The 25,230-nt window shown below is 67.6% G+C and carries 22 protein-coding genes; 13 read left to right on the top strand and 9 right to left on the bottom strand.

Annotation, left to right across the window (positions count from 1 at the left end):
- The first annotated feature begins 402 nt into the window (after positions 1–402).
- The 7 genes from AC1Q6V_RS18365 to AC1Q6V_RS18395 all read left to right on the top strand — a co-directional run bounded on the left by AC1Q6V_RS18365 (position 403) and on the right by AC1Q6V_RS18395 (position 10,551).
- On the top strand, positions 403–1,560 hold the full coding sequence (locus tag AC1Q6V_RS18365) for an acyl-CoA dehydrogenase family protein (protein WP_010810380.1): 1,158 nt from the start codon (positions 403–405) through the stop codon (positions 1,558–1,560).
- A 325-nt stretch (positions 1,561–1,885) separates the two neighbouring features.
- On the top strand, positions 1,886–3,268 hold the full coding sequence (locus AC1Q6V_RS18370) for a TolC family protein (protein ID WP_454750395.1): 1,383 nt from the start codon (positions 1,886–1,888) through the stop codon (positions 3,266–3,268).
- A gap of 54 nt (positions 3,269–3,322) precedes the next feature.
- Positions 3,323–4,522, top strand: coding sequence for an efflux RND transporter periplasmic adaptor subunit (locus tag AC1Q6V_RS18375; RefSeq protein ID WP_439669725.1), 1,200 nt, complete (start codon positions 3,323–3,325; stop codon positions 4,520–4,522).
- A gap of 13 nt (positions 4,523–4,535) precedes the next feature.
- Positions 4,536–7,658 (top strand): efflux RND transporter permease subunit, encoded by a 3,123-nt coding sequence (locus AC1Q6V_RS18380; RefSeq protein WP_010810377.1) that lies wholly within the window; start codon positions 4,536–4,538, stop codon positions 7,656–7,658.
- 322 nt (positions 7,659–7,980) lie between these two features.
- Positions 7,981–8,589 (top strand): hypothetical protein, encoded by a 609-nt coding sequence (locus AC1Q6V_RS18385; protein ID WP_454750396.1) that lies wholly within the window; start codon positions 7,981–7,983, stop codon positions 8,587–8,589.
- A gap of 101 nt (positions 8,590–8,690) precedes the next feature.
- On the top strand, positions 8,691–8,894 hold the full coding sequence (locus tag AC1Q6V_RS18390; RefSeq protein ID WP_454750397.1) for a CsbD family protein: 204 nt from the start codon (positions 8,691–8,693) through the stop codon (positions 8,892–8,894).
- Positions 8,895–9,132: 238 nt separating this feature from the next.
- Positions 9,133–10,551 (top strand): sensor histidine kinase, encoded by a 1,419-nt coding sequence (locus tag AC1Q6V_RS18395; protein ID WP_011616688.1) that lies wholly within the window; start codon positions 9,133–9,135, stop codon positions 10,549–10,551.
- A 53-nt stretch (positions 10,552–10,604) separates the two neighbouring features.
- Here the strand turns inward: AC1Q6V_RS18395 and AC1Q6V_RS18400 are convergent, their stop codons facing one another.
- Positions 10,605–11,102: an acyl-CoA thioesterase gene (locus tag AC1Q6V_RS18400; RefSeq protein WP_010810373.1), complete on the bottom strand. Its 498-nt coding sequence runs from the start codon at positions 11,100–11,102 to the stop codon at positions 10,605–10,607.
- A gap of 328 nt (positions 11,103–11,430) precedes the next feature.
- Here AC1Q6V_RS18400 and AC1Q6V_RS18405 point away from each other — a divergent pair, with 328 nt between their 5' ends.
- The 4 genes from AC1Q6V_RS18405 (at position 11,431) to AC1Q6V_RS18420 (ending at position 15,529) form a co-directional block, all read left to right on the top strand.
- On the top strand, positions 11,431–12,207 hold the full coding sequence (locus tag AC1Q6V_RS18405; RefSeq protein WP_010810372.1) for a GntR family transcriptional regulator: 777 nt from the start codon (positions 11,431–11,433) through the stop codon (positions 12,205–12,207).
- A gap of 76 nt (positions 12,208–12,283) precedes the next feature.
- Positions 12,284–13,828, top strand: coding sequence for an acetolactate synthase large subunit (locus AC1Q6V_RS18410; RefSeq protein ID WP_010810371.1), 1,545 nt, complete (start codon positions 12,284–12,286; stop codon positions 13,826–13,828).
- A 131-nt stretch (positions 13,829–13,959) separates the two neighbouring features.
- The gene (locus AC1Q6V_RS18415; protein WP_010810370.1) at positions 13,960–14,352 is read left to right on the top strand and encodes a Zn-ribbon domain-containing OB-fold protein; all 393 of its coding nucleotides are present in this window, start codon (positions 13,960–13,962) and stop codon (positions 14,350–14,352) included.
- Between the two features lie 4 nt (positions 14,353–14,356).
- Entirely contained in the window at positions 14,357–15,529 is a 1,173-nt protein-coding gene (locus AC1Q6V_RS18420; protein ID WP_058698481.1) for a thiolase family protein, read from the top strand.
- Positions 15,530–15,594: 65 nt separating this feature from the next.
- Here AC1Q6V_RS18420 and AC1Q6V_RS18425 read toward each other — a convergent pair whose 3' ends face one another.
- The 8 genes from AC1Q6V_RS18425 to AC1Q6V_RS18460 all read right to left on the bottom strand — a co-directional run bounded on the left by AC1Q6V_RS18425 (position 15,595) and on the right by AC1Q6V_RS18460 (position 23,391).
- Positions 15,595–16,005: a hypothetical protein gene (locus tag AC1Q6V_RS18425; protein ID WP_010811623.1), complete on the bottom strand. Its 411-nt coding sequence runs from the start codon at positions 16,003–16,005 to the stop codon at positions 15,595–15,597.
- A 295-nt stretch (positions 16,006–16,300) separates the two neighbouring features.
- Positions 16,301–16,963, bottom strand: coding sequence for a carboxypeptidase-like regulatory domain-containing protein (locus AC1Q6V_RS18430; protein WP_010811624.1), 663 nt, complete (start codon positions 16,961–16,963; stop codon positions 16,301–16,303).
- An 11-nt stretch (positions 16,964–16,974) separates the two neighbouring features.
- Positions 16,975–17,967, bottom strand: coding sequence for a 5'/3'-nucleotidase SurE (surE, locus tag AC1Q6V_RS18435; protein ID WP_454750398.1), 993 nt, complete (start codon positions 17,965–17,967; stop codon positions 16,975–16,977).
- A 92-nt stretch (positions 17,968–18,059) separates the two neighbouring features.
- Positions 18,060–19,085 (bottom strand): 4-hydroxy-2-oxovalerate aldolase, encoded by a 1,026-nt coding sequence (dmpG, locus tag AC1Q6V_RS18440; RefSeq protein ID WP_439669727.1) that lies wholly within the window; start codon positions 19,083–19,085, stop codon positions 18,060–18,062.
- A gap of 10 nt (positions 19,086–19,095) precedes the next feature.
- Entirely contained in the window at positions 19,096–20,004 is a 909-nt protein-coding gene (locus AC1Q6V_RS18445) for an acetaldehyde dehydrogenase (acetylating) (protein ID WP_010811627.1), read from the bottom strand.
- Between the two features lie 45 nt (positions 20,005–20,049).
- Entirely contained in the window at positions 20,050–20,832 is a 783-nt protein-coding gene (gene dmpE / locus AC1Q6V_RS18450; RefSeq protein WP_010811628.1) for a 2-oxopent-4-enoate hydratase, read from the bottom strand.
- 69 nt (positions 20,833–20,901) lie between these two features.
- On the bottom strand, positions 20,902–22,464 hold the full coding sequence (locus AC1Q6V_RS18455) for a DUF1302 domain-containing protein (RefSeq protein WP_454750399.1): 1,563 nt from the start codon (positions 22,462–22,464) through the stop codon (positions 20,902–20,904).
- A 138-nt stretch (positions 22,465–22,602) separates the two neighbouring features.
- Positions 22,603–23,391 carry an SDR family oxidoreductase gene (locus AC1Q6V_RS18460; RefSeq protein ID WP_010811630.1) on the bottom strand — a complete coding sequence of 263 codons (789 nt, stop codon included), beginning with the start codon at positions 23,389–23,391 and terminating at the stop codon, positions 22,603–22,605.
- A 126-nt stretch (positions 23,392–23,517) separates the two neighbouring features.
- Here AC1Q6V_RS18460 and AC1Q6V_RS18465 point away from each other — a divergent pair, with 126 nt between their 5' ends.
- Positions 23,518–24,390: an alpha/beta fold hydrolase gene (locus AC1Q6V_RS18465; RefSeq protein ID WP_011616696.1), complete on the top strand. Its 873-nt coding sequence runs from the start codon at positions 23,518–23,520 to the stop codon at positions 24,388–24,390.
- 39 nt (positions 24,391–24,429) lie between these two features.
- Positions 24,430–25,215 carry an SDR family NAD(P)-dependent oxidoreductase gene (locus AC1Q6V_RS18470; RefSeq protein ID WP_454750400.1) on the top strand — a complete coding sequence of 262 codons (786 nt, stop codon included), beginning with the start codon at positions 24,430–24,432 and terminating at the stop codon, positions 25,213–25,215.
- Positions 25,216–25,230: the final 15 nt, after the last annotated feature.

Here is a 25,230-nt window from a genome sequence, read left to right on the forward strand (position 1 = left end):
CGCCAACCCCCCCCCCCGCCTGGCGGCCCCGGTTCCAGCCCGGCAAAGCGGCCATGCCGCTGCGCGCGTTCGAACACCGGCTCGGGCACCCGGGTCCCGATCAGCCAGGTGACGGTGCCTCCCAGCGCCACCAGTGCCAGCGCCAGGGCGATCCAGAGGACGGCTTCCATGTTCCCCGCTCCATCGAATAGGTATCTGTGCTTCCAGTATTGTGCAAAGCGTTCCGGCGGGTAAATGAAAGTTATTTCCACTTCATATCAATAAAATTGCATTCAAGCCGGCTTCTCCTTCAAACCTGGCCGTTCGGCTGCGGGAGGAAAAATCATCCTTTCCGACGAATCTCATAGACGCTGCACGGCAGACACTCAGCCGGTCACTCTCAAAAACACCAGGAGACCCCGCATGCAACGCCTGATCTTCGAAGCCGAACACGACGCCTTCCGCGAATCCGCCCGCCGCTTCTACCAGCGCGAGGTGGGGCCGCACGGCGAGCGCTGGCGCGAACAGGGCTGCGTGGACCGCGAAGTGTTCCGCAAGGCCGGCGAGCAGGGCTACCTGCTGATGTGGGCCGACGAGAAATACGGCGGCGCCGGCGTGGAGGATTTCCGCTATGAGCAGATCCTGATCGAAGAGAATGCGCGCCACGGCGACTCGGGCTTTTTCGGCACGCTGCACTCGCGGCTGGTGGCGCCGTATATCGGCCGCATCGGCAACGAGGAACAACGCCAGCGCCTGCTGCCGGCGGCCGCGCGCGGCGAGTCGATCTTTGCCATTGCCATGACCGAGCCGCAGGCGGGATCCGACCTGGCCGGCATGCGCACGCGTGCCGAGGACCACGGCGACCACTGGGTGCTGAACGGCGCCAAGACCTATATCTCGAACGGCCAGCTGGCCGACTACGTGGTGGTGGTCGCGCGCACTGATCCGGAGCGCAGCCATGGCCTTGGCCTCTTTATCGTCGAGCGCGGCATGCCCGGCTTCGAGCGCGGGCGCAAGCTGCGCAAGATGGGCCTGCACTCGCAGGACACCTCGGAGCTGTTCTTCGACAACGTCAAGGTGCCCAAGGCCAACGTGCTGGGCGAGCCCGGCCAGGGCTTCCGCTACCTGACGCGCCACCTGGCCGAAGAGCGGCTGATTGGCGCCTGCGGCTACATGGCGTCGGCGCAGGTGGCGTTCGACCTCACGCTGGACTATGTCAAGGAGCGCAAGGCCTTCGGCCGGGCCATCGGCACGTTCCAGAACTCGCGCTTCAAGCTTGCCGAACTGCGGGCGCAGCTGGATGCGCTGCAGACCTTCGTCGACCAGTGCGTGCTGCAGCACAACGCAGGCACGCTGACCGTGGAGACGGCGGCGTCGGCCAAGCTGCTCACGTCGGAACTGCAGGGACGCATGGTCGACGAGGGCGTGCAGCTGCACGGTGGCGCCGGCTATATGGAGGAGTACCGCATCTGCCGCATGTACACCGACGCGCGCATCTCGCGCATCTACGCCGGCAGCAGCGAGATCATGAAGGAGATCATCGGCCGCAGCCTGGGGCTGGATGACCGCATGAAGGGGTAAGCCGCCTGGCAGTACAGACGGCACGGCCGGCAACGGCCGTGCCGTTTTTCATGGTTTTCCGATTGGCTAGGGTTTTCGCGCAGTTAAAGGCTTTTGTCAGCTTTATGAAAGCCGTTTGTAATGCGATTCGGTTTGAATGCGTGCGGGAGATCGTGTCCGGTGGCGTCTGATGCACCAGGACAGCGGGCGAGGGCGCACCAGGACAGCCACGCTTCGCGGCCGCATTGGCGGGATCAGGGTCGGATGAATATTTGCCGCCCTGGTGCACCGTTCGGCGAGCACGGTCGTTTACCGCAGACCGTTGTCGAACCGAGCCTGACTGACCGTGCCTTTTGTCTTTTCCCGTATTGCCGTAGGTGCCCTGCTGCTACTGGGGGTTCTGGCCCGGCCCGCGGCAATCCTTGCCGCCGAAGGCCCCGCCGATCCGCTTCCTTCCGCTGATTCCGCAGATGCTGCCGGTCCTTGCGTGCCGCCGCCGGCGGGCGCGACGCTGACCCTGGCGCAGGCGCGCCTGGACGCACTGCGCTGCAACCGCGACATCATCGCCGCCCGCCGCGGCGTCGAAGCCAGCCAGGCGGACATACAGATCGCTTCGCAGCGGCCCAATCCGGTGCTGAGCCTGGGCGTGACCAATATCAACCCGCATGCCGGCATCGGCTCGGGCAACCTGCGCAGCAAGACCGTGGATTCCACCCTGCGCGTGGACCAGCTGATCGAGACCGCCAACAAGGGCGGCCTGCGCGTGGACGCCGCGCGCAAGGCCAGCGCGGCCGCCGGCGAAGTGGTGCAGGCGGTGGTGGCGCAGCAGAGCGCCGCCGCGGAGCAGGCTTTTTATGACGCGGTGGTCAGTCAGGAGCGCGTGGCGGTGTTCAAGGAGATGCTGGCGCTCTACGACCGCACGCGCCAGGCCAGCGAGACCCGCCTGAAGGCCGGCGACGTCTCGCGCGCCGACGTGACCAAGCTGCAGCTAGACGCGCTGCGCGCGCAGAGCGACATGCGCCAGGCCATGACCGACCACGCGCGCGACAAGGCCCAGCTGGCGCAGGCCATGGGCGTGCCCGGCACGCTTGCCGGCAACCGGCTGGTGCCGGACTGGCCGCCGCTGGATACGCCCGTGCCGCAGGTCGATCCCGACACATTGCAGCGCCGCCCCGACGTAACAGCGGCCGAGGCCCGCCTGGCCGCGGCCGCCGCCGCGCGCGACCTGGCGCGCGCCGGCCGCGTGCCCGACGTGACCGTCGGCGCGCAGGCTGAGCACTATCCGGTTTCCGCCACCAATACCAACGGCAGCGGCAACAGCTACGGCGTGTTCCTGACGATCCCGCTGTACGTGCGCCACAGCAACGGCGGCGAGGCCCGCCGCGCCGAGGTGGACTACTACGCCGCGCTGGACGACCGCAACCGCGTGCTGCTGGAAGCCGGCAATGAGATGGAACGGCTGCGCAGCCAGCTCGAAGCCGCGCGCCAGTCACTGCGGCAGATGCGCGACGACGTGCTGCCCGCCGCCGAAAGCGTGGCCGGCAGCGCCGAGTTTGCCTACGGCAAGGGCGCCACCGGCGTGCTCGACCTGCTCGATGCCCGCCGCGCGCTGCGCCAGACCCGGCTCGATGCCGTCAGCGCCCAGGGCGATTACGCCAAGGCCCTGTCGGCCTACCGCGCCGCGCTGCAGACCTCCACGACCGGCACTGCGACAAGCTCGCGTCCCTGAACCGCAGTCCCAGCGAATCCAATGCACTCCCTCCTGTCACGCATGTCCCGCCGCATGTCTTCCGTCCATTTCCCCGCCGGCCTGCCCGCACGGTTTGCTGCCCTGTCCCTGTGCGCGCTGGCGCTGGCCGCCTGCGGCAAGTCTGAAGCGCCCAAGGCCGATGACGATCCCAAGGTCAGCGGCAATACCATCCAGTTCCCGGCCAGCGTGAAGACGCTGCCGGGCATCGCCGGCGAAGCCGCCAGGACCGGCGGCGAGCGCATGCTGAGCCTGCCCGGCCGGCTGGTGTGGAACGAGGACAAGACCGTGCGCGTGTCGACGCCGTTTGCCGGCCGCGTCACCGAGATCCTGGTGCAGCCCGGCGCCACCGTGAAAGCGGGCCAGCCGCTGGCCAGCCTGACCTCGCCCGATTTCGGCGTGGCCCAGGCCGATGCGCGCAAGGCCGCCGCCGACAGCGCGGTCGCGGCCAAGGCGCTGGCACGGCAGCGCGAGCTGTACGGCGCCGGCATCATCGCGCAGAAGGAGCTGGAGCAGGCGCAGGCCGACGCCGCGCGCGCCGCGGCGGACCTGCAGCGCACCCAGGCGGCGCTGGCCCAGTACGGCGCGGCCGCGGGCGGCGCGGGCGCCTCAGGCATCGTAAACCAGCGCTTTCCGCTGCGCAGCCCGATCGACGGCCTGGTGGTCGAACGCAACATCAACCTCGGCATGGAGCTGCGCCCCGACCAGCCGCCCGCCGCGCCGTTGTTCCTGGTGACCGATCCGACCACGCTGTGGGCGCAGGTCGATGCGGGCGAGGCCGACCTGAGCCTGTTCAAGCCGGGCGTGGACGTGCAGCTCACCACCGCTGCCTGGCCCGGCGAGACCTTCTCCGGCACCGTGGTCAAGATTGCCGACTATGTCGATCCCACCGCGCGCAGTATCAAGGTGCGGCTGAACGTGCCCAACCCGGAGCGGCGCCTGAAGGCAGAGATGTTCGTCACCGCGAAGCTGCCGGCCGCGTCGTTCAAGGGCATCGCCGTGCCGTCCAAGGCCGTGTTCCTGGCCGACAACCGCAACTATGTGTTCGTGCGCACCGCCGCCAATACCTTCGAGCGCCGCCTGGTGCGCGTGGGCGTGACGCTGCCCGGCACCACCGAGCTGCTTGAAGGCGTGAAGGACGGCGAGACCGTGATCACCGACGGCAACCTCTACCTGCAGGACATCCTGCGCGATGCCACTGCCGTGAACGCGGCGCGTGCGTCCGAGAAGAAGTGAGGACGGCCGCCACATGATTTCGCGCATCGTCAGCTTTGCCCTGCACCAGAAGCTCTTTGTCTGGCTGGGCCTGCTTATCTTCGTCGGGGGCGGCCTGGCTGCATTCAAGAACCTGCCGATCGAAGCTTTCCCGGATGTCTCCGACATCCAGGTCAACGTCATCACGCTGTACCCGGGCCGCGCCGCCGAAGAGGTGGAGCGCCAGGTGACCATCCCCATTGAAACCGCGCTGGCCGGAACGCCCAACGCGGTGCGGGTGTTCTCGCATACGCAGTTCGGCCTGTCGTTCATGATGGTGACCTTCAACGACCGCGCCACCGACGTGACCGCGCGCCAGCAGATCCTGGAGCGCCTGCGCAGCGTGGACCTGCCCGACGGCGTGCATCCGGACCTGGCGCCGCTGTCCACCGCGATCGGCGAGATCTACCGCTTCCGCCTGGCCGGCAAGGGCTATACCGCGCAAGAGCTGCGCACGCTGCAGGACTGGGTGGTGGAGAAAAACCTGCGCCAGGTGCCGGGCGTGGCCGACCTGGTCACCATCGGCGGAACCATCAAGCAGTACGAGGTCAATCCCAACCTGGCGCGCATGCGCGATGCCAAGATCTCGCTGTCGCAGCTGTTCACCGCGCTGCAGCGCGCCAACGCCAATGCCGGCGGCGGCGCCGTGGCGCACGGCCGGCAACAGTTCCTGCTGCGCTCGCTGGGCAGTTTCCGCACCTCGGCCGATATCGCCAACGTGGTGGTGGCCGAGAACCAGGGCACCCCGATCCTGGTCAAGGACATCGCCGACGTGAGGGTCGGCAGCGCGCCGCCGCAGGGCCTGATGGGCCAGGACGACGAGGACGACATCGTCTCGGGCATCGTGGTGATGCGCAAGGGCGAGAACCCGTCGCTGGTGCTGGAGGCGCTGAAGAAAAGGATCGACCTGCTGGACGACCAGATCCTGCCCAAGGGCGTGAAGATCGTGCCGTACTACGATCGCTCCACGCTGATCGACAAGACCCTGCACACCGTGTTCGGCAACCTGGTGGAAGGCGCGCTGCTGGTGATGGCGGTGCTGTACCTGTTCCTGGCCAACGTGCGCGCCGCGGCGATCGTGGCGCTGATCATCCCGCTGGCGCTGCTGTCGACCTTCATCGGGCTGACCTGGGTGGGTATTCCAGCCAACCTGCTGTCTCTTGGCGCGATGGACTTCGGTATCATCGTCGACGGCGCGGTGATCGTGGTTGAGAATATCTTCAAGCGGCTGGGCGAGCTCAAGGCGCAGCAGATCAAGGACAGCAAGGCGCGCCTGCATGCCATCCTGCAGGCCACCACGGAAGTGGGCCGTCCGACCGTGTTCTCGATGGTCATCATCATTGCGGCGCACATCCCGATCTTCACGCTGCAGCGGCACGAGGGCAAGATCTTCGCGCCGATGGCCTACACGGTCACGGGCGCGCTGATCGGCTCCCTGATCCTCTCGCTGACGCTGGTGCCGCTGCTGTGCCACCTGCTGCTCACCAGGAACATCGCGCACGACGACAACTTCATCGTGCGCCACTGCAAGCGGCTCTATGAGCCGATGCTGGCCTGGGCGCTGGACCATAAGAAGCTGGTGGTGGGTTCGGCGCTGGGCCTGCTGGTGGTGACCGTGGGCGTGGGCAAGTTCCTCGGCAGCGAGTTCCTGCCCGAGCTGGACGAAGGCTCGATGTGGGTCAGCTTCGACCTGCCGGCATCGGTCTCGATCGACGAGGCGCGCGACCAGGCGCGGCTGCTGCGCAGCGTGATCCGCAAGACCCCGGAGGTCAATACCACCATCTCCAAGGTGGGCCGCCCCGACGACGGCACCGATCCCAAGCTGATCAACACCGTCGAGATCCTGGTGGACCTGAAGCCCGAGAAGCAATGGCGCGACGGCTTCAACAAGCGCGCCATCATCGGCGAGATCGACAAGAACCTGCGCCAGCTCCCCGGCATCGAGCCCAATTTCTCGCAGCCGGTGCGTGACAACATCCTGGAGAGCATCTCGCAGATCAAGGGCCAGATCGTGATCAAGGTGCAGAGCGACAGCCTGGAGCAGAACAAGAAGGTGGCCGACCAGATCCTGGCCAACGTGCAGACGGTCAAGGGCGTGATGCGCGCCTTTATCGACCGTGACGGCGAACTGCCGCAGTACGTGCTGGAGTTCGACCGGGCCCAGGCCGCGCGCTACGGCATCAATGTCGCCGACGTGCAGGACCTGATGGAAACCGCGCTGGCCGGCAAGGCCGCGACCGAGCTGTGGGAGGGCGAGAAGCACTTCAGCGTGGCCGTGCGCCTGAAGCCGTCGGAGCGCGCGCTGCCGAACCTGCCCAATATCTTCATGCAGACCGCGGACGGCGCGCAGGTGCCGCTGTCGCAACTGGTGACGTTCCGCGCGGCATCCGGCGCGATGAACATCAGCCGCGAGAACGGCCAGCGCACCACCTCGATCGGCATCTTTATCCGCGACCGCGACATGGGCAGCGTGGTCAAGGACATGCAGAAGCTGGTGGCGAAGAACGTCAAGGCCGACGACGTCAAGATCAGCTGGTCGGGCGAGTTCGAGAACCAGGAGCGCGCCATGGCGCGGCTCTCGATCGTGGTGCCGCTGTCGGTGCTGGTGATCTTCCTGCTGCTGTTCAATGCGTTCAAGTCGTTCAAGAGCGCCACGCTGATCATCTCGAACATCCCGTTCGCGCTGATCGGGGGCGTGTTCGCGCTGTTCCTGACCGGCATCCCGCTGTCGGTGTCGGCGGCGATCGGCTTTATCGCGCTGTTCGGCCAGGCGGTGCTCAATGGCGTGGTCATGGTCACCTACTTCAACCAGCTGCGCGATGAAGGCATGCCGGTGCGCCAGGCGGTGCTGACCGGCTCGATGGACCGGCTGCGCACGGTGCTGATGACCGCGCTGCTGGCCATGCTGGGTTTGTTCCCGATGGCGATCTCTCGCGCCATCGGCTCTGAGACGCAGCGCCCGCTGGCCATCGTCATCATCGGCGGGCTGATCACCGCCACCATGCTGACGCTGATCGTGCTGCCCACCTTGTATGAATGGATGGTGGGGCGCAACTGGCCGGACGAAGAGGGCGAAGCGCCTGACGAGAACCGGTTGACGCCGTCGATTCTGGGCTGACGACCGCCCTGACTTCACTGGCAATTTGCGCCCCTCTCCCGCTGCGCGGGAGAGGGGCGCCTTGTTCTGCGGCACGCATGCTCGCCCGCCGTCGCGCACATGACGCGCTGACCGCACCATCCCCCCTCCAGCAACCAGGTGCATGCCCCGCCGCGTGCCTCGCCCGCATTGCAATGTCGGAATAGTCTGACGCGCCTTTCGGAACCGGACGCCTGCTTCCCATACCCCCCCCGGGCCTACTCTGTACTTACGGCATGGCCAGCAGCATAGCCGCCGGCCTCTCATGCGTACCTTTACGCAATCACCCGGAAAGGAGATCGACATGTTGAAGAAATGGCTGACCGCAGCAGTGTGTTCGATGATGGTTGCCGCACCGGCGGGAATTGCGCTGGCGCAGATGACCGCACCAACAACCGCGTCCGGAACGACTGCAACCGGGGCAAGGGCAGACTATGACGCCGCGGTGAAGCAGGCTGATGCGGACTACAAGGCTGCCTCCGCCAAGTGCAATGGCATGAAGGACAACGCCAAGGACGTCTGCAAGGCCGAGGCCAAGCGCGACCGCGATGTGGCCAAGGCCCAGGCCGAAGCCCGCCGCGACGGCACGCAGAAGGCGACCGCCAAGGCCGAGAAGACCAAGGCTGACCGCGACTATGACGTAGCCAAGGAAATGTGCGACGACAAGAAGGGCAACGACAAGGACGTTTGCAAGAAGGACGCCAAGGCCGCCCATGAAAAGGCACTGATGGCTGCCAAGGTCGACAAGGCCGCGGCGACCGGTTCGCGTGCCGACGTGGCGGAAGCCCGCGCCGACGCGAAGAAGGACGCCACCGACGCCGCCTACAAGGCCGACAAGGAACGCTGCGACGCGATGTCGGGCGATGCCAAGGACAAGTGCCAGGCCGATGTGAAGGCCAAGTACGGCAAGTAAGCCTTCGCGGCATCCCGCCAGCATTGGCGGGCCACGCACCGCACCACCCGCAAGGGGACGCCTTCAATGCGCCCCCTTGCCACCGGATGAAGGAGCATGAGATGAACTGGGACCAGATCGAAGGCAAGTGGGAACAAGCGAAGGGCAAGATCAAGGAGAAGTGGGGCAAGCTGACCGACGACGACATCGCGCAGATCAACGGCAAGCGTGACCAGCTTGCCGGCCGCATCCAGGAGCGCTATGGCTACACCAAGGAGCGCGCCGAGGAAGAAATGAAGGAGTGGGAACGGGACACGCGCTGGTAAGCAATGCGTGGCAGCTAGGCAAGGCGGGACGCCAGCGGGCGTCCCGCCTTGCTTTTTGCGTGCGGCGCGTGCTCGGTACCTGGCACCCCCGGAACGAGGGGTATGCCGGCGCGTATCGCACAGCATTAAGCGCGGATTAGCTCTGAATGCAACCGAATGATGCACGCGCCACCCGCGCAGGGCATAACATGTCGCGTCGCCGACCCTGCCATCCGCCCGGCTTGCCTTCGCGCTCCGCATGTACGCAGCCTTGCCCGCCTTCGTCTCGTCGATCTTCCTCGGTTACGGCCTCTATGTGCTGGTGACCAAGGGCGTGACGCGCGTCTCCACTTCGTTCTTCCTGCTGTGCGTGACCACCTTCGCCTGGCAGGGCACGTGGGTGTTCCTGTTCCAGGCCTCGCATCCCGATGTGTCGCTGATGCTGGCCCGGCTCGGCTACCTCTTCATCCTGTTCCTGCCGACCACCTTCTACCACTTCATCGCCGAAGTCACCGAGTGCCGCCGCGAGCGGCCGTTGCTGCTGGCCTCGTACGGCCTGAGCCTGGTGCTGGCGGTGCTGCTGCTGACCACCGACCAGGTGGTCTCCGGCTACTACAGCTATTTCTTTGGCGACTATCCCAGGGCCGGCCCGCTGCATCCGCTGCACCTGGTGCAGACGGTGCTGGTGGCGCTGCGCAGCGCCTGGCTGCTGGTGGCGGCGCGGCGCAATGCAACCGCCGAACGCCGCAAGCGCTACAAGCTGTGCCTGGTGGCGGTGGCGCTCTATTCGCTGGCGGCGGTGGACTACGCCGTCAACTATGGCGCGGCCTTCTATCCGCCGGGCGTGGTGTTCGTGGCGGCAAGCCTGGGCATCCTGGCGGTCAGCGTGGTGCGCTACGACCTGATGCATCCGTATTCGCTGGCCGCCACCGTGGCGCACGAGGTGCGCACGCCGCTGGCGACCATCCGCATGCAGGCGCAGGAGCTGGCGCGCACCTGGCCGCAGGTGCTGCACGGCTACCGGCTGGCGGTCCAGCAGGGGCTGTGCGAGGACCGCATGCGGCCCGGCCAGCTTGAGCGCGTGTCGAGCCTGGTCGGCGCCATCACGCGGGAAGTCGATGGCACCAGCACCGTGATCGACATGGCGCTGGCCTCGGTCACGCTGGAGCGGCTGGACCGCAGCAGCTTTGCCCCGCACGGCATTGCCGACTGCGTGCATGCGGCGCTGGAGCGCTACCCGTTCCAGGGCGAGGAGCGCGGCTGCGTGCAGGTGCGCGGCATCGACCAGGGCTGGCGCTTTGTCGGCTCCGACACGCTGCTGGTCTACGTGCTGTTCAATCTGCTGAAGAACGCGCTGCATGCGATCCGCGCGGCCGGCGGCGGCCGCATCGACATCACCGGCGCGACCGAGGGCCAGTACCACGTGATCCGCTTTCGCGACACCGGCCCGGGCATTGCGGCCGACGTCATGCCGCGCATCTTCGATCCGTTCTTCTCCACCAAGGCGCATGGCACCGGTGCCGGCCTCGGCCTGGCCTTCTGCCGGCGCGTGATCGAGACCTTCGGCGGGCGCATTGAGTGCGAGTCGGTGCCGGCCGTGCATACCACCTTTACCCTCAGCCTGCCGCGCTTCACCGCCATGGCCGACAGCCGGCTGCGCACCAGCACCGCCGGCTGAGCCACGGCCGGCGGTGCCGGATTCAGACCCGCGCGGGGTCAGCCGCGCCTGGCTCAGCTGGCCAGTGCCGGCAGCGCCAGTTCATATTCCCTGACCCGTTCGATGATGCCCGCCGGAAAGCGCGTGATGCGCTTCTGCCGGTCGGCGAAGACGATCTGCTGGTAGCCCAGCGACACCGGCTTGCCCCCCACGCAGAAGCGGAACAGCAGGTAGGCCGAGCACTGCCGGACCTGGAAGGTGTTCAGGTAGCAATCCACGCGCTGGAACGGGAACGTCTCCTCGACATACTCCTGGTGCGCGCGCTTGGTCACGAAGACGCCGCCCGCGGCCAGCAGGTTGTCGTGGATGCATTCATGGAACCAGCGCTCCCGGCAAATACCCTGCCACTCGAAATAGCGGGCGAAGTAGGTGTTCATAAAGGCATTGGAATCCTTGAGGTAGATGTCGATCGCATGGTGGAAGGTCTTGTGCGAAGCGGTCTCGAACGCGTCGGGCGCCAGTTGGGCCGCGCCGCGGTTCAGGATTTGGGGGATCACGTCTCGCATCAACATAAGTTGACTCCTTGAGATGGCTGCAAGCGGCAGCCACGCCTGCCCCCGGGAAGGTTGGGGCATGGTGGCATTCTGTCCGCTTGGGCAGTGTCAAGGTGGGCGCTGAAGTGGGGGTTGCGGCACGTTCCGGCGCGTGACGCACGGGCGACAAAAGTCCCGGAATGCACGCCCGGGCCTGGCAATACCGGAGCGGCATGGATCGGCGTTAACCCGAGTAGTCTAGGTTTGTAGACTTTTATATAGTCGTCCGGCCAGGCTGCCTCCGGGCGGCCCACGCCTCGCCCTTTTTCCCCGACGTTCACCGGCGTTTCCCAACCTCCCTTGCCGCATGGCAGACACCACGTCCAGCGAACTCCTCGCGCGCAGCCGCCAGCCGGTCTACCTGCAGCTGGCCACCATCTTCCGCCGCCAGATCGAAAGCGGCGCCTGGCGCGAGGGTGAGCGCATCCCGTCGCTGGAAGAGCTGTGCCGCCAGTACGGCGTGGCGCGCATGACCATGCACCATGCCTTGTCGATGCTCGATGAAGAAGGGCTGGTGGCGCGCTCGCGCGGGCGCGGCACCTTCGTCAAGGCGCCGTGCCAGTCGCGGCGGCAGGTGTCGCTGTCGACCAGCTGGGACGAGGCGGTGGCGGTGGGCGCTCAGCTGGACACCGAAGCGATGGTCGAATCCGCCGGCAACGTGCCGCTGCCCGCCGATCTCGGCATGCCGTGCCCCGGTGAGCGCGCCGCCGAATACCACTTCCTGCGCCGGTTGCACCGGCTGGAAGGACGGCCGTTCGCGGTGGGCGAGGTCTATATCGAGGCCGGCGTCTTTGCGCGCGAGCCCGAGGCCTTCCGCCAGGGCGCCTCGGTGCCGGTGCTGGACCGCTTCCCCGGACTGTCGGTCAGCACCGCGCGCCAGCGCCTGTCGATCGTCGCGGCCGGGGCCGAATCCGCCGCCGCGCTGGCGCTTGCCGTGGGCGCGCCGGTGGCTGAGCTGCGCCGTTTTGCCTGTGTCCCGGGCGAGCGCGGCGAGCTGATCGTCTACTACGCACGCATCGAATTCCCGACCGACTTTGTCTGCCTGGATTTCGACCTGCTGGCGGCGCGGCCGTGCCCGGCCTGACGCCTCCCGTGCAACCAATGCCAACCTGCTGACCCAGAACCTGAGCGGAACCCGAGACATGGAAACTACCCAACCGATGAACGGCGCCGAGAGCCTGGTCAAGACCCTGCTCGCCAACGGCGTGGACACCTGCTTTGCCAACCCGGGCACCAGCGAGATGCACTTCGTCGCGGCGCTGGACCGCATCCCGGGCATGCGCTGCGTGCTGGGCCTGTTCGAAGGCGTGGTCACCGGCGCGGCCGATGGCTATGCGCGCATGGCCGGCAAGCCCGCCGCCACGCTGCTGCATTGCGGCCCGGGGCTGGCCAACGGCCTGGCCAACCTGCACAACGCGCGCCGCGCGCAGACGCCGGTGGTCAACATCATCGGCGACCAGGCCACCTACCACCGGCCGCTGGACGCACCGCTGACCGCGGATACCGAAGGCTGGGCCCGTCCGGTCTCGGTGTGGACGCGCACGGCCACGCAGGCTGCGTCCGTCGGCGCCGATGCCTCGTCCGCGGTGCAGGCCGCATGCGCCGCGCCGGGCGGGGTCGCCAGCCTGATCCTGCCTTCCGATGTGTGCTGGGATGCGGGCGGCGTGGTGGCCGCGCCGCTGCCGCCGCTGGCGGTGCCCAAGGTCTCGCCCGACGCCGTGCAGCAGGCCGCGCGCGTGCTGCGCTCGGGCCAGCCCACGCTGGTGGTGCTGGGGGGCAGCGCGCTGCGCGAGGCGCCGCTGGCCGATGCGCACCGCATTGCCGCGGCCACCGGTGCCCGCCTGATCTCGCCCATGTCCAATGCGCGCGTGTCGCGCGGCAGCGGCCGCCTGGCGGTGGACCGCGTGCCATATTCGGGCGACGTCGCGCGCGACAAGCTGGCCGGCATCCGCAACGTGATCCTGGTCGGCGCACCGGCGCCGGTGACGTTCTTTGCCTACCCGGGCAAGTCGCCGCGCCCGTATCCGGAAGATGCCGTGATCCACGTGCTGGCACGCCCGGAGGAAGACCTTGCCGAAGCGCTGGCCCGCCTGGCCGACGAGGTGGGTGCACGCAATGCACCGCTGCCGGCTGCCGTAGCGCCCGCATCCGTTGAGCCCGCCCGCGGCGCGGTCACGTCCGAGGCGGTGGCACGTACGCTGACCGCCTTGCTGCCCGAACAGGCGATCGTGGTGGAAGAGAGCATCAGCTTCGGCCGCGCCTTCTATCCGGGCACGGTCCATGCGGCCCCGCACGACTGGCTGCAGCTGACCGGCGGCGCCATCGGCGAAGGCCTGCCGCTGGCCGTGGGCGCGGCGGTGGCGGCGCCGGACCGGCGCGTGGTGGCACTGCAGGCCGATGGCTCGGCCATGTACACGCTGCAGTCGCTGTGGACCATGGCGCGCGAGCAGCTCGACGTCACCGTGGTGCTGCTGGCCAATCGCAAGTACGCCATCCTGCTGGGCGAGCTCGCGGGCGTAGGCGCCAACCCGGGCAAGACCGCGCTGGACATGCTGGATATCGGCAATCCGGACCTGGACTGGGTCAAGCTGGCCAACGGCATGGGCGTGGAGGGCGCGCAGGCCAGGGACATGGAAAGTTTTGCCGACCTGTTCCGCATGGCCAATGCGCGCAGGGGGCCGTTTGTGATCGAACTGGTGATCTGAGCGCAGCGCTTTCCGGATTCAAAAATCCAGCCTTCGGCAGATGTGAATTGTTGCAATGCACAGACTGCGGCAAGCTGATTGCTGTGCCATGGCAGGTCCATGGCGGCACCATCAAAAGTGAAGGAGACTCCATGCCCCAACAACAAGCGGCGGTGGGTCCGGACAAGGCTTACGCGGACCAGCTCGCCGCTGGCCAGTTCCGCATCCAGCATTGCCAGGACTGCAAGCGCCACGTGTTTTTCCCGCGCAATATCTGCCCGCACTGCGGCGGCGACACGCTCGCCTGGGTCGAGCCCAAGGGGACCGGCACGGTCTACTCCACCAGCGTGATCCGCCGCAAGCCGGATGCCGGCGGCGACTACAACGTGGTGCTGGTCGACCTGGATGAGGGCGTGCGCATGATGAGCCGCGTGGAAGGCATTGCGCCCGCCAGCGTGCGCATCGGCATGCGTGTGCAGGCACGCGTGGCGCAGGGCAAGGAAGGCGAGGCCGCTCTCGTCGTGTTCGATCCGGTGGAGGGCTGAGGCCATGAGTTTGTCGAATTTGCGTGGCAGCGTCGCCATCGTCGGGGTCGGCCAGGCGGGCCTGGGCGAGGCCCACGGCAAGACTGAAATGGAAATCCTGGTGGAGGCCGCCAAGGCCGCCGTCAGGGATGCGGGGCTGTCGATGCGCGACATCGACGGCATCGCCACCGCCAGCGTCGGCGCCAGCATGTGGGTGATGCCGGTGGCCGAGTACCTTGGCATCAAGCCCAAGTTTGTCGACAGCACCATGATCGGCGGCTCCAGCTTTGTCTCGCACATGCTGCCGGCGATGATGGCGCTGGAATCGGGGCAGTGCGATGCGGTGCTGGTCTGCTACGGCAGCAACCAGCGCACCTCCACGGTTGGCCGCGCCGGCATCTCCAAGGTGCGCGCGGTGCTGGACCCGCAGCCGTATGAGCACCCGTACAGCCCGCTGCAGCCGATCACGTCATATGCTCTCGCCGCGGCGCGCCATATGCACCAGTACGGCACCACGCGCGAGCACCTGGCCGAGGTCGCCGTGGCCGCGCGCAAGTGGGCGCAGCTGAATCCGGAAGCGATGATGCGAGACCCGCTCAGCATCGATGATGTGCTCAATGCGCGCATGGTGTCGGACCCGCTGTCCGTGCGTGACTGCTGCCTGGTCACCGATGGCGCCGGCGCCTATGTGATGGTGCGCGCGGACCGCGCCAGGGACCTGGCCAAGCCGCCGGTCTATGTGCTGGGCAATGCCACTGCCACGTGGCACCGGCAGATCTCGTGCATGCCGGACCTGACCGTCACGGCTGCCAAGGAATCCGGCGAGCGCGCCTTTGCCATGGCGGGGCTCAAGCCGTCGGATGTCGATGTGGCCGAGCTCTATGATGCTTTCACCATCAACACGCTGCTGTTCCTGGAAGACCTGGGTTTCTGCGCCAAGGGTGAGGGCGGCCAGTTTGTCAGCGGTGGCGGCATTGCGCCGGGCGGGCGGCTGCCGGTGAATACCAATGGCGGTGGCTTGTCATGCGTGCATCCTGGGATGTATGGGATGTTCATCACCATTGAGGCGGTGCGGCAGTTGCGTGGGGAATGTGGGGAGCGGCAGGTACGGGATGCCGAGGTTGCCGTGGTGCATGGGAATGGGGGGACGTTGTCGAGTCAGGCTACGGCGATTCTGGGGACTGCGGCGACGGTTTAAGGCGGGAGCGGGGGGCTATTGGCTTGGCGCCATGCGGCCGCCTGTCGCCCCCACCCCAACGCAGTTCAATCCCCCAACTCAGGCCACCCCTGCCCGCCGCCGGACCCGGGCAATTGTTGCACCATGTATTCATGCAACCGCGACAGTTCCAGCGCAATGCCATCCGGAAACCCCTGCCGCCCACCCCGCTTGTCTATCAGCAGCTCAACCAGGAAAGCACGCAGAGCCGCCGGGTTGGCAGAAAGCGCAGCCAGGTGGTTGCCGATGCGCGCATAGCGGCGGCACAGCTCAACGGGGCGCGCCTCGGCCGGCAGCGATGCCAGCCACCGCATGGCGACGTCTGACAGCAACGTATCTTTCGGCGACGGCGGGCGCCGCACGCCGCTCCAGTCAGGCTCGGTTTGCACTGGCGGCGCGCCGTCCAGTACCTTCTTTGCTTCCTCAACGGTGACGAATTCAAAAGAGAGGGGTTCCATACCGGCTCCGGGATCAGGCCAACGCGCACTGCGCATTAACGCGCATTCTAGCGATTACGGCGCTTCGCGGGCTAGTTTGATAGCCATGTCTTCAATGAACCGAATGCCTCAGCCTTCGTGCGCTTGCTTCACCACCTGGGCTACACCGGGCGCGCCACATTTTCGCCGGGTTTTAAGAAAGATTCAGGGGTGATATAAGAAAACAGAAACGCCGCCCCCCTTGCCAGGGGGCGGCGTTTGCGGCTAACACACCGGCCGCTTCAGGCCACCTGTTCGCGCCGCAGCGGCAACCGCCTCACCCGCAGGTTCCGTCGGCCACGCACACGCCGCGCACCACCATCTCGCCCATGAAGTCCATGGAAGCCTGGTCGGCAATCGCGTCGCGCAGCGCATCCAGCGCGGCGTCATGGGGATCGCTGGCATTGCCTGCCTCCAGCGGCGTGTCATGCCAGCGCCGGGGTAAGGCAGCGGGGTCGATATCGACGCCGGCACCTGCCGCCAGCGCAGCCAGCACCGCGGCCTCCGCTTCGGCCATGGCGTCGGCGGACAGGTCCCTGGCGCGCCCCTGCCCGAAACTGTCGAACGCCTGATCCGGCGGCCCGCTCAGCAGCTTCCACAAGGCCAGCTCGGTCAGCGGCGAGCAGTTCACGGTGCGCGCGCCCAGCACCAGGCCATGCAGCCGCAGGCGGTTCGGCTCGCCCTGCGCGAGCCCGCCCTCGCAGCGCACCATCAGCGCGCCGCCCGGCACTGCGGCCAGGCGGAATGCGCCCTTTGCATCGGTGGTTGTGTTGTGCACTTGTCCTTGCGCATCGCGCAACTGCACGGTGGCGCCTGCCAGCGCGGCGCCGACGGCAGCCGTGCCGCTCACTTCCGGCGCATGGTCATCCCCGCATGCTGCGACCGCCGCGACCCCGCATGCGAGCACGAGGTGGCGCCAGGATCTAAGGTCCTTGCCCATGGTTGCTCCGCCTAAGGTGCCAGGGTGGCCAGCTCGCGGCGCGAGCGGTTGAACAGGCCGCGCGCCAGCGGCGTCGGGCGGAAGTCGACGTCAAGCGCCGAGATCGTGATGAACTTGGCCAGGAAGGCCGGCGTCTCCGCGATCCGCGCCAGCGCTGCCGCTTCGGTCTCCGGCGCGCCCACGTCGATCGATACCGTGTTGTCGGCATTGCGCTTGTAGGCGGTGGTAAAGGAATCCACCGTGCCAGGCGTGGTCAGGCGCACGCCGGCAGGAGTCCCGCCGGCAGCGATCGGGTAGTTGATGCTCAGCGGGTGGGCCACCGGCAGCAATGGCTGGCCGGCTGCGCGCGTGGCTTCCAGGCTGGCAATCACGCGGGCCAGGAAGGCCCCGGCCCTGGGGAACGCGGCCACGGTGCCGCCGAAGCCGGTGCGTGCCTCGGCAAAGTCCACGCCAACGCTCAGCGCGATGCCGGGCACGCCGCGGCGCGCGGCGAACAGCACGTTCATCACCGTGCCCGAGTGCGGGATGGAGTCCGACAGGTTCTCGCCGAAATTGGCCCCGGAGACGACCAGGTCCGGCGTGAAGCTGCTTTCCGGCCCGACGATCTTCAGGCCCATGGCGGTGGCGTCCACCGGCGAGCCGCTGCCCAGGTATTCCGGGTTGGTGGCATTGAGCGCGCCGCCTGCGACGAAGGTGGCCTTGACCCGGTGCACGCAGTAGGTGTCGGCGCTGCCGGCGAGCGGATCCACTACCAGCCGGGTGCGCCCGTCGGGCACGGCATAGGCAGCGCCCGAGCCGCTCTGGTTGGTGGCCGGCCCGACCGTGATGACGCGGTGGCCGGCGTCCTGCAGGGCCTTGCGGACCGCGGTGATGCCAGGTGCGGCGCAGCCGTCGTCATTGGTCAGCAGGATATTGAGCGCGTGCGCGGGGCTGGCCGCGGCGGCGAGTGCCGCGGCCGCGATACCGAGGCTAGCGAGCCGCAGGCGGGTGGGAAGTCGAAGCATGGGAACCTGTCTCCATTCTCTGGTGCCTGATGAAAGCCATGCCCGGCCGCGCAGCGGCGCCGCCAGGCTTGATCGAAACCGGGGCGACAGCGTCACGGCACCAGCAGGCCCCGTTCGCGCGCCAGCGTGATCGCCGTATCCTCGATCATGTCCTCCTGCCCGCCCACCAGCCGCTGCCGGCCGAGCTCGACCAGGATCTCGCGCGCGGGGATGCGGTACTTGGCCTCGGCGCGCTTGGCGAACAGCAGGAAGGACGAGTACACGCCGGCATAGCCCAGCGTGAGCGCGTCGCGGTCGATGCGGATGGGGTGGTCCATGATCGGCACCACCAGGTCTTCGGCCACGTCGGCGATGCGGTAGACGTCGACGCCGGTCTCGATGCCCATGCGCTCGCACACGGCCACCAGCACTTCCATCGGCGTATTGCCGGCACCGGCGCCCAGTCCCGCCGCGGCGGCGTCGATGCGGCTGGCGCCGCAGGCGATCGCGGCGAGCGAATTGGCCACGCCCATGGCAAGGTTGTGGTGGCCGTGGAAGCCCAGCTCGGTCTCGGGGCGCAGCGCCTGCCGCACGGCGCCCAGCTTCTCGGTGACGTCGTGCGGCAGCATGTGCCCGGCCGAGTCGGTGATATACAGGCAGTTGGCACCATAGCTTTCCATCAGCAGCGCCTGCTGCACCAGCGTCTGCACCGGTGCCATGTGCGCCATCATCAGGAAGCCCACGGTATCCATGCCCAGCTTGCGCGCCATACCGATATGCTGCTCCGAGACATCGGCCTCGGTGCAGTGGGTGGCGACGCGGATGGTATGCACGCCAATCTCATGCGCCATGCGCAGGTGGTCGACGGTGCCGATGCCGGGCAGCAGCAGCGCGGAGACGCGCGCCTGCTTCAGTTCGCCCAGCACCGCGCGCAGGTATTCCTCGTCGCTGTGCGCGGGGAAGCCGTAGTTGACCGAGGCGCCGCCCAGGCCATCGCCGTGGGTGACCTCGATCAGCGGCACGCCGGCGGCGTCCAGCCCGCGGGCAATGCCTTTCATCTGTTCCAGCGAGATCTGGTGGCGCTTCGGGTGCATGCCGTCGCGCAGGGTCATGTCGTGCAGGGTGATGTGTTGGACCATGGCTGGCTCCTCAGGCGTTGGCGGCTTCTTGCGCGCTGCCGGCGCGCATGGCGGCGGCAATGCACTCGGCGGTGCGGGCGGCCGAGGCGGTCATGATGTCCAGGTTGCCGGCATACTTGGGCAGGTAGTCGCCCAGGCCCTCGACCTCCAGGAAGATCGACACGCGCTTGCCGTCGAACACCGGGCCGTTCTTCAGCGTGTAGCCGGGCACGTACTTGCGCACTTCGGCAATCATGTCGTGCACCGAGGCGGTAATCGCGGCAACGTCGGGCGCATCGTCGGTCAGGCAGTGGATGGTGTCGCGCATGATCAGCGGCGGCTCGGCCGGGTTGATCACGATGATGGCCTTGCCCTGGCGCGCGCCGCCCACGGCTTCGATCGCGCCCGCCGTGGTGCGCGTGAACTCGTCGATATTGCGGCGCGTGCCGGGCCCGACCGAGCGCGACGACACCGTTGCCACGATCTCGCCGTAGGCCACCGGCTGCACGCGCGAGACCGCATACACCATGGGGATGGTGGCCTGGCCGCCGCACGTGACCATGTTGACGTTCATCTCGTTGCTGCCGATATGCGCGTCCAGGTTGACCGGCGGCACGCAGAACGGCCCGATCGCCGCCGGCGTCAGGTCGATCACGCGCACGCCGCGCGCGGTCAGCCTGGCCGAGTGCTCGGCGTGGACGTAGGCCGAGGTGGCATCGAAGGCGATGCGGATATCGTCGGCCTCCAGGTGCGGCAGCAAGCCGTCGATGCCGTCGCTGGTGGTCTTCAGTCCCAGCTCGCGCGCGCGCGCCAGGCCTTCGGAGGACGGCTCCACGCCGACCATCCAGACCGGTTCCAGGATGTCGCTGCGGCGCAGCTTGTAAAGCAGGTCGGTGCCGATATTGCCGGGCCCGATCAGGGCACATCGGATCTTGTTCATGGGGTCTCGCTTGGCAAAGTCAGGAAGTCAGGAAAGTCGTGTAAGTCAGCGGAACACGGCGCTGCAGCCGCCGATGCCGGTGATATGCATGGACAGCCGGTCGCCCGCCTGCACCGGAATCAGCGCCGCCAGCGAACCCGACAGGATGGTCTCGCCGGCCAGCAGCGGAATGCCGAAGCTGCCCAGGGTGTTGGCCAGCCACGCCACCGCGTCGGCGGGATGCCCCAGCGCGGCGCTGCCAAGCCCGGTGGCGACGCACTTGCCGTTCTTCTCGAGCGTCATCGCGCATGCGCCCAGGTCCAGCGCGTGCGGGCTGACGCGTTCCTCGCCGAGCACATAGACGCCGCAAGAGGCGTTGTCGGCGACGGTATCCTCGATGCGGATGCGCCAGTCCCGGATGCGCGAGTCAACGATCTCGAAGCAGGCCGCCACCGTTTCGGTGGCGTCGAGCACATCGGCGCGCGTCACGCCCGGGCCGCGCAGGTCGCGCCGCAGGAAGAAGGCAATCTCGCCCTCGGCGCGCGGCTGGATCAGGGTTTCGGTGGGGATGGGCTGCCCGGCGGCGTACTGCATGCTCTGCAGCAGGATGCCGAAGTCCGGCTGGTGCACGTCCAGCATCTGCTGCACGGCCGCGCTGGTCACGCCGATCTTCTTGCCGGTGACGCGGTCGCCGGCCGCCAGCCGGTGGGCGATAAAGCCTTGCTGGATGCGATAGGCAGCGTGGACGTCGAGCCCCAGTCCGCGGCCGCTGAGCGGCGGCACCGGCGAGCGCGTGACCAGCGCATGGTGGAGTTCATTGCTGAGCGTGGTGATCAGGTCGGCGTTCATGGCAGGGGAGGGTCGGGCCGCACTGCCGCGGCGGCAGCGCGCCGCGGCAGTTCGGGTCAGGACAAAAGGTCAGAACGAGTACTTGGCGTTGAAGGCCACGTAGTCGCGGTCAGCCAGCGGACGGTTGGCGATGTTGGCGCCGCCGATGAACGCGGCGTAGGTCAGGTTGAGCTCCAGGTTGTTCAGGTACTTGAAGGTCAGCCCAACGCTGGCGCGCTTGTCGCCATAGCCCAGCAGCGTGCCGAAGGCGCCGGCCACCGCCGACTGGCCGCTGAACTGCTGAGCGTAGGTGAGTGGCACACTCATGTCCCAGCCATCGAACACATTGTTGTAGTTCAGCGACCAGCCCACCTGGAACGCCGCCGAGTTGCGGGTGTTCGACAGCTTGCTGAAGCCCATCACCGGGTCCACGTCGAGCACGTGCAGGTAGGCCACTTCGCCCAGCAGCGTCTGCGAGTCGGCCAGGAAGGTCGGGCCCACCGAGTAGATCGCGGAGAGCTGGCCCTGCAGCGCCTTGCCGCGCGTCGCGGTGGGCGAGCCGGCCACGTCCACCAGCATCGGCACGCCGTCCTTGTAGCTGACTTCACCGGCGACGTTGGCGCCCAGCATCTGCGTGGAGAAGCTGGCGCCGGTCAGGTTGATGCCGCCGTAGAACTTCTGCTGGTATTGCAGCGTGGGAAAGAGCGAGGTGACCACGCTCGGGTTCTTGTCGTGATAGCGCAGCTGGTACAGCCCGATCTCGGTGCTGTCAAATACGCGGAAGCGCGCGCCCACGCCCCATTGCCCCCAGTCCGAGGGGCGGATATCCGGGCCGCGCGGGATGTTGAAACCGGGCCCGATGATGAACTCCGCGCCCGGGCCGACCACGTCGGTGGAGCTGAAATAGCTGCCCGGTGCGAAGATCTGGTTCGGCTTGTAGGTGAACTGGTAATAGCCCATCACGCTGAATGCCGGCGTGACCTGCAGCTGCAGCGACGCCTGCGGCACCGGCAGCAGGATGTCCTTGACCTCGGCGCCCGGCACGAAGGCCTTGGTGGCATCGGCAGGCCCTTGCGCGCCGGCGATATTGGCGAAGAACAGGCTCTCGCCCCAGGCGACCACCTGGTTGCCCAGCTTGAAGCTCAGCTGCGTGCTGCCGATCGGCGCCGCGCCATAGACATAGGCATCGAGCAGTTGCGCGCGGTGCTCGTGATAGTCCTGCGCCGAGTTGGTGAACTGGTTGAACGGACCGCTGTGGTTGACCGTGAACGGCGCATTGTTCGAGTTGGTGCCGCTGTAGGCCCAGTCCTGGAACACGCTGCCCCGCACCAGCGCGCCGAAGACGCCGTGCTTGAGATGCGCTTCGCCCAGCAGCGAGACGCGGTTGGCGATCAGGTCGCCGCGCTTGAAGTTGCGGTTGCCATCGTCGCCGTTGATATTGGCGGGGCTCAGCAGTGTGTTGCTCTGGTGGCCGGTGCGCACCGCCGCGCCGTAGGAGGCGGTGACGCTGTAGTCGAGCGTGGTGTCGTGGCCAAGGTCGATGGTGTCGCCCGCCCTCGCTGGCGTTGCAAGCAGCGCGGCCAGTGCCGCCGCGGCAGCGATTGGCCGCAGCCGGTTGCGGCGTTTCAGTGGGCCGAGTTGTGGATGGTGCATGGTGGTCTCCCCCGTGGTGTCGGTGTTGGTTCGTTGCCTGGCACTTCGAATGGCGCTCGCCTGGTCGCAAGCGTAGAGAGGGGCAGCCATGCACAAATCGGCAGAACGGACTAGGCGGTTTCCCTACAGGCGGGCCGCTCAGCCGCGATTGACCGAAGCGGCGTCGAGAAAGGCCGGGCGCTCGCCGCCGCCATCGATCACGAGATTGGCGCCAGATACGTACGACGCCTGCGGCGATGCCAGGAACAGGCACGCGCCGGCGATGTCGTCCGGATGCGCGAGCCGGCCCAGCGGCACCGTCGCGGCCATGGTGCGCAACGCCTCGGGGTCACCGTAGTGCTGCTGCTGCGAGGTCTCGGTCAGCACCACGCCCGGGCTGACCGCGGCAACGCGCACCTTGGGCGCCCATTCCACCGCGAGCGTGCGCACCGCATTGAGGATGCCGGCCTTGGCGGCGCCATAGGCCGCCGTGCCGGGCGAAGGGCGCAGCGCGCTGACGCTGCCGACGAACAGCTGGGTGCCGCCGCCAGCCTGTTGCTGCATGCGTGCATTGGTGCGCTGCGCGAGCTGCAGCGGCGCCACCAGATTGAGTCGGATCACCGATTCCAGCAGCCGTGGCGAGGCCTGCGCAACCAGCGCGAACGGCGAGCCGCCGGCGTTGTGGATGACCACGTCGAGCGTCGGGCTGGCGTGCGCGATCTGCGCCAGCATGGCATCGACCTGTTCGATGTCGCGGATGTCCGCCGGGATGAAGCGGGCGCTGCGGCCATCCGCGGCCGGCAGTTCGCTGTCGTCGGCGGGCGCGGTGCGGCCGCATACGAAGACCTGCGCGCCGGCGCGCAGGAAGGCCTCGCTGATGGCGCGGCCGATGCCGCGCATGCCGCCCGTGACCAGCACGGTCTGGCCGGTGTAGTCGAATCCTGTCATGGGTCCCCCTTGATGCATGGAGCGCCCATCGTAGGAGAAGTGGCCGTCCGGATCGTAGTCCGAATGAACGATGCCCGCGCGGGCAGCGCTGCGCAATATGCTGGGCAAACCACGGGAGACGCCCTCATGTCCGCTACGTCACAGCACACGCCTTTGTCCCCACACCCGAACCTGCCGGTCGGGCGCTTCGTCATCACGTCAACGGGCCTGCGCCTGCACTGCCTGGACTCCGGCAGCGGCGAGCCTGTGGTCTTTATCCACGGCAGCGGGCCGGGCGCGAGCGGGCACAGCAACTTCCGCCACAACGCGCCGGCGTTCGCCGAGGCGGGCCTTCGCACCGTGGTGGTGGACCTGCCCGGGTATGGCCTGTCGTCCAAGCCGGACGATGTCGAGTACACCCTGGACTTCTTTGTCGCCGCGCTGCGTGAGCAGTTGCTGGCACTGGAGCTGCCGCGCTGCGTGCTGGTGGGCAATTCGCTTGGCGGCGCCATCGCGCTGAAGTACGCGCTGGATTTCCCGGAGCATGTCAGCCGCCTGGTGATGATGGCGCCCGGCGGCGTGGAAGAACGGGAAACCTATTTCCAGATGGAGGGCATCCAGCGCATGGTGTCGCTGTTTACCGGCGGCCACATGAACCCGGACACCATGCGGCAGCTGCTGCAACTGCTGGTGCACGACGCCAGCCTGGTCACCGACGCGCTGGTCGATGAGCGCATGGCGGTGTGCCGCGAGCAGCCGCGCGAGGTGCTGGCCACCATGAAGGTGCCCAACCTGACCGAGCGGCTGGGCGAGATCCGCTGCCCGGTGCTTGGCTTCTGGGGCACGGAAGACCAGTTCAATCCCGCCTCGGGCGCCACCAGATTCCTGGCCGGCTGCGCCGACGCGCGCTTCGTCATGATCAACCGCTGCGGCCACTGGGTGATGGTCGAGCACGCCGCATATTTCAACCGTGAATGTATCGGCTTCCTGGCGGATACCGCCCAGGGCGGGGCGGCATAATTGGCTCGCACGTCCACACAAGAAGACCCAGGAGACATCATGGAATACCCGTATAGCCTGTTCGACCTGCGCGGCAAGGTTGCCGCCATCACCGGTGCCGCGCGCGGCATCGGCGCGGAAACCGCCCGCGTGCTGGCGGCGGCCGGCGCGAAGGTCGCGGTACTAGACGTGCTGGAAGCCGACGGCAAGGCCACCGCGGAAGCGATATGCGCCGAAGGCGGCGAGGCCGAGTTCTGGAAGCTCGACGTCACCAGCGAAAGCGACGTGAAGCGCGTGTTCGCGGAGATCGCGGCGCGCTTCGGCGGCCTCGGCATCCTGGTGAACAACGCCGGCATCGAAGGGCCCAATGCGCCGACCCATGAGCTCGTGCTGGAGCAATGGCAGCAGGTCATGGCCGTGAACGTGACCGGCACCTTCCTGTGCACCAAGCACGCCATCGGTCACATGGAGCGCGCCGGCGGCGGCGCCATTGTCAACGTGTCGTCGATGTACGGCATCGCCGGCGGGCCGGACGTGCCGCCTTATCACGCATCCAAGGCCGCGGTGCGGATGATGGCCAAGACCGATGCCATGCTCTATGCCGGCAAGGGGATTCGCGCCAACTCGATCCATCCCGGCTATATCCGCACGCCGATGCTCGAACACGTGGCCCAGGCCTCGGGGCAGGGCGAGGCGCTGTTTGACTACCTGGGTGGACAGACCCCCGCGGGCAAGGTGGGCCAGCCCCGCGACATTGCCGCGGGCATCCTGTACCTCGTGTCCGACGCCGGGCGCTACGTCACCGGCGCCGAGCTGGTGATCGACGGCGGCTACACCGCACGCTAGAACCACCAGACAAGG

This window comes from Cupriavidus sp. GW823-FHT07B10 (assembly GCF_058794355.1).

Bases quoted from the DNA above. Each gene is read 5' to 3' on its own strand.
- AC1Q6V_RS18365 (WP_010810380.1), top strand. From the start codon at position 403: ATGCAACGCCTGATCTTCGAAGCCGAACACGACGCCTTCCGCGAATCC.
- AC1Q6V_RS18375 (WP_439669725.1), top strand. From the start codon at position 3,323: ATGTCTTCCGTCCATTTCCCCGCCGGCCTGCCCGCACGGTTTGCTGCC.
- AC1Q6V_RS18380 (WP_010810377.1), top strand. From the start codon at position 4,536: ATGATTTCGCGCATCGTCAGCTTTGCCCTGCACCAGAAGCTCTTTGTC.
- AC1Q6V_RS18385 (WP_454750396.1), top strand. From the start codon at position 7,981: ATGTTGAAGAAATGGCTGACCGCAGCAGTGTGTTCGATGATGGTTGCC.
- AC1Q6V_RS18390 (WP_454750397.1), top strand. From the start codon at position 8,691: ATGAACTGGGACCAGATCGAAGGCAAGTGGGAACAAGCGAAGGGCAAG.
- AC1Q6V_RS18395 (WP_011616688.1), top strand. From the start codon at position 9,133: ATGTACGCAGCCTTGCCCGCCTTCGTCTCGTCGATCTTCCTCGGTTAC.
- AC1Q6V_RS18400 (WP_010810373.1), bottom strand. From the start codon at position 11,102: ATGTTGATGCGAGACGTGATCCCCCAAATCCTGAACCGCGGCGCGGCC.
- AC1Q6V_RS18405 (WP_010810372.1), top strand. From the start codon at position 11,431: ATGGCAGACACCACGTCCAGCGAACTCCTCGCGCGCAGCCGCCAGCCG.
- AC1Q6V_RS18410 (WP_010810371.1), top strand. From the start codon at position 12,284: ATGAACGGCGCCGAGAGCCTGGTCAAGACCCTGCTCGCCAACGGCGTG.
- AC1Q6V_RS18415 (WP_010810370.1), top strand. From the start codon at position 13,960: ATGCCCCAACAACAAGCGGCGGTGGGTCCGGACAAGGCTTACGCGGAC.
- AC1Q6V_RS18420 (WP_058698481.1), top strand. From the start codon at position 14,357: ATGAGTTTGTCGAATTTGCGTGGCAGCGTCGCCATCGTCGGGGTCGGC.
- AC1Q6V_RS18425 (WP_010811623.1), bottom strand. From the start codon at position 16,005: ATGGAACCCCTCTCTTTTGAATTCGTCACCGTTGAGGAAGCAAAGAAG.
- AC1Q6V_RS18430 (WP_010811624.1), bottom strand. From the start codon at position 16,963: ATGGGCAAGGACCTTAGATCCTGGCGCCACCTCGTGCTCGCATGCGGG.
- surE (WP_454750398.1), bottom strand. From the start codon at position 17,967: ATGCTTCGACTTCCCACCCGCCTGCGGCTCGCTAGCCTCGGTATCGCG.
- dmpG (WP_439669727.1), bottom strand. From the start codon at position 19,085: ATGGTCCAACACATCACCCTGCACGACATGACCCTGCGCGACGGCATG.
- AC1Q6V_RS18445 (WP_010811627.1), bottom strand. From the start codon at position 20,004: ATGAACAAGATCCGATGTGCCCTGATCGGGCCCGGCAATATCGGCACC.
- dmpE (WP_010811628.1), bottom strand. From the start codon at position 20,832: ATGAACGCCGACCTGATCACCACGCTCAGCAATGAACTCCACCATGCG.
- AC1Q6V_RS18455 (WP_454750399.1), bottom strand. From the start codon at position 22,464: ATGCACCATCCACAACTCGGCCCACTGAAACGCCGCAACCGGCTGCGG.
- AC1Q6V_RS18460 (WP_010811630.1), bottom strand. From the start codon at position 23,391: ATGACAGGATTCGACTACACCGGCCAGACCGTGCTGGTCACGGGCGGC.
- AC1Q6V_RS18465 (WP_011616696.1), top strand. From the start codon at position 23,518: ATGTCCGCTACGTCACAGCACACGCCTTTGTCCCCACACCCGAACCTG.
- AC1Q6V_RS18470 (WP_454750400.1), top strand. From the start codon at position 24,430: ATGGAATACCCGTATAGCCTGTTCGACCTGCGCGGCAAGGTTGCCGCC.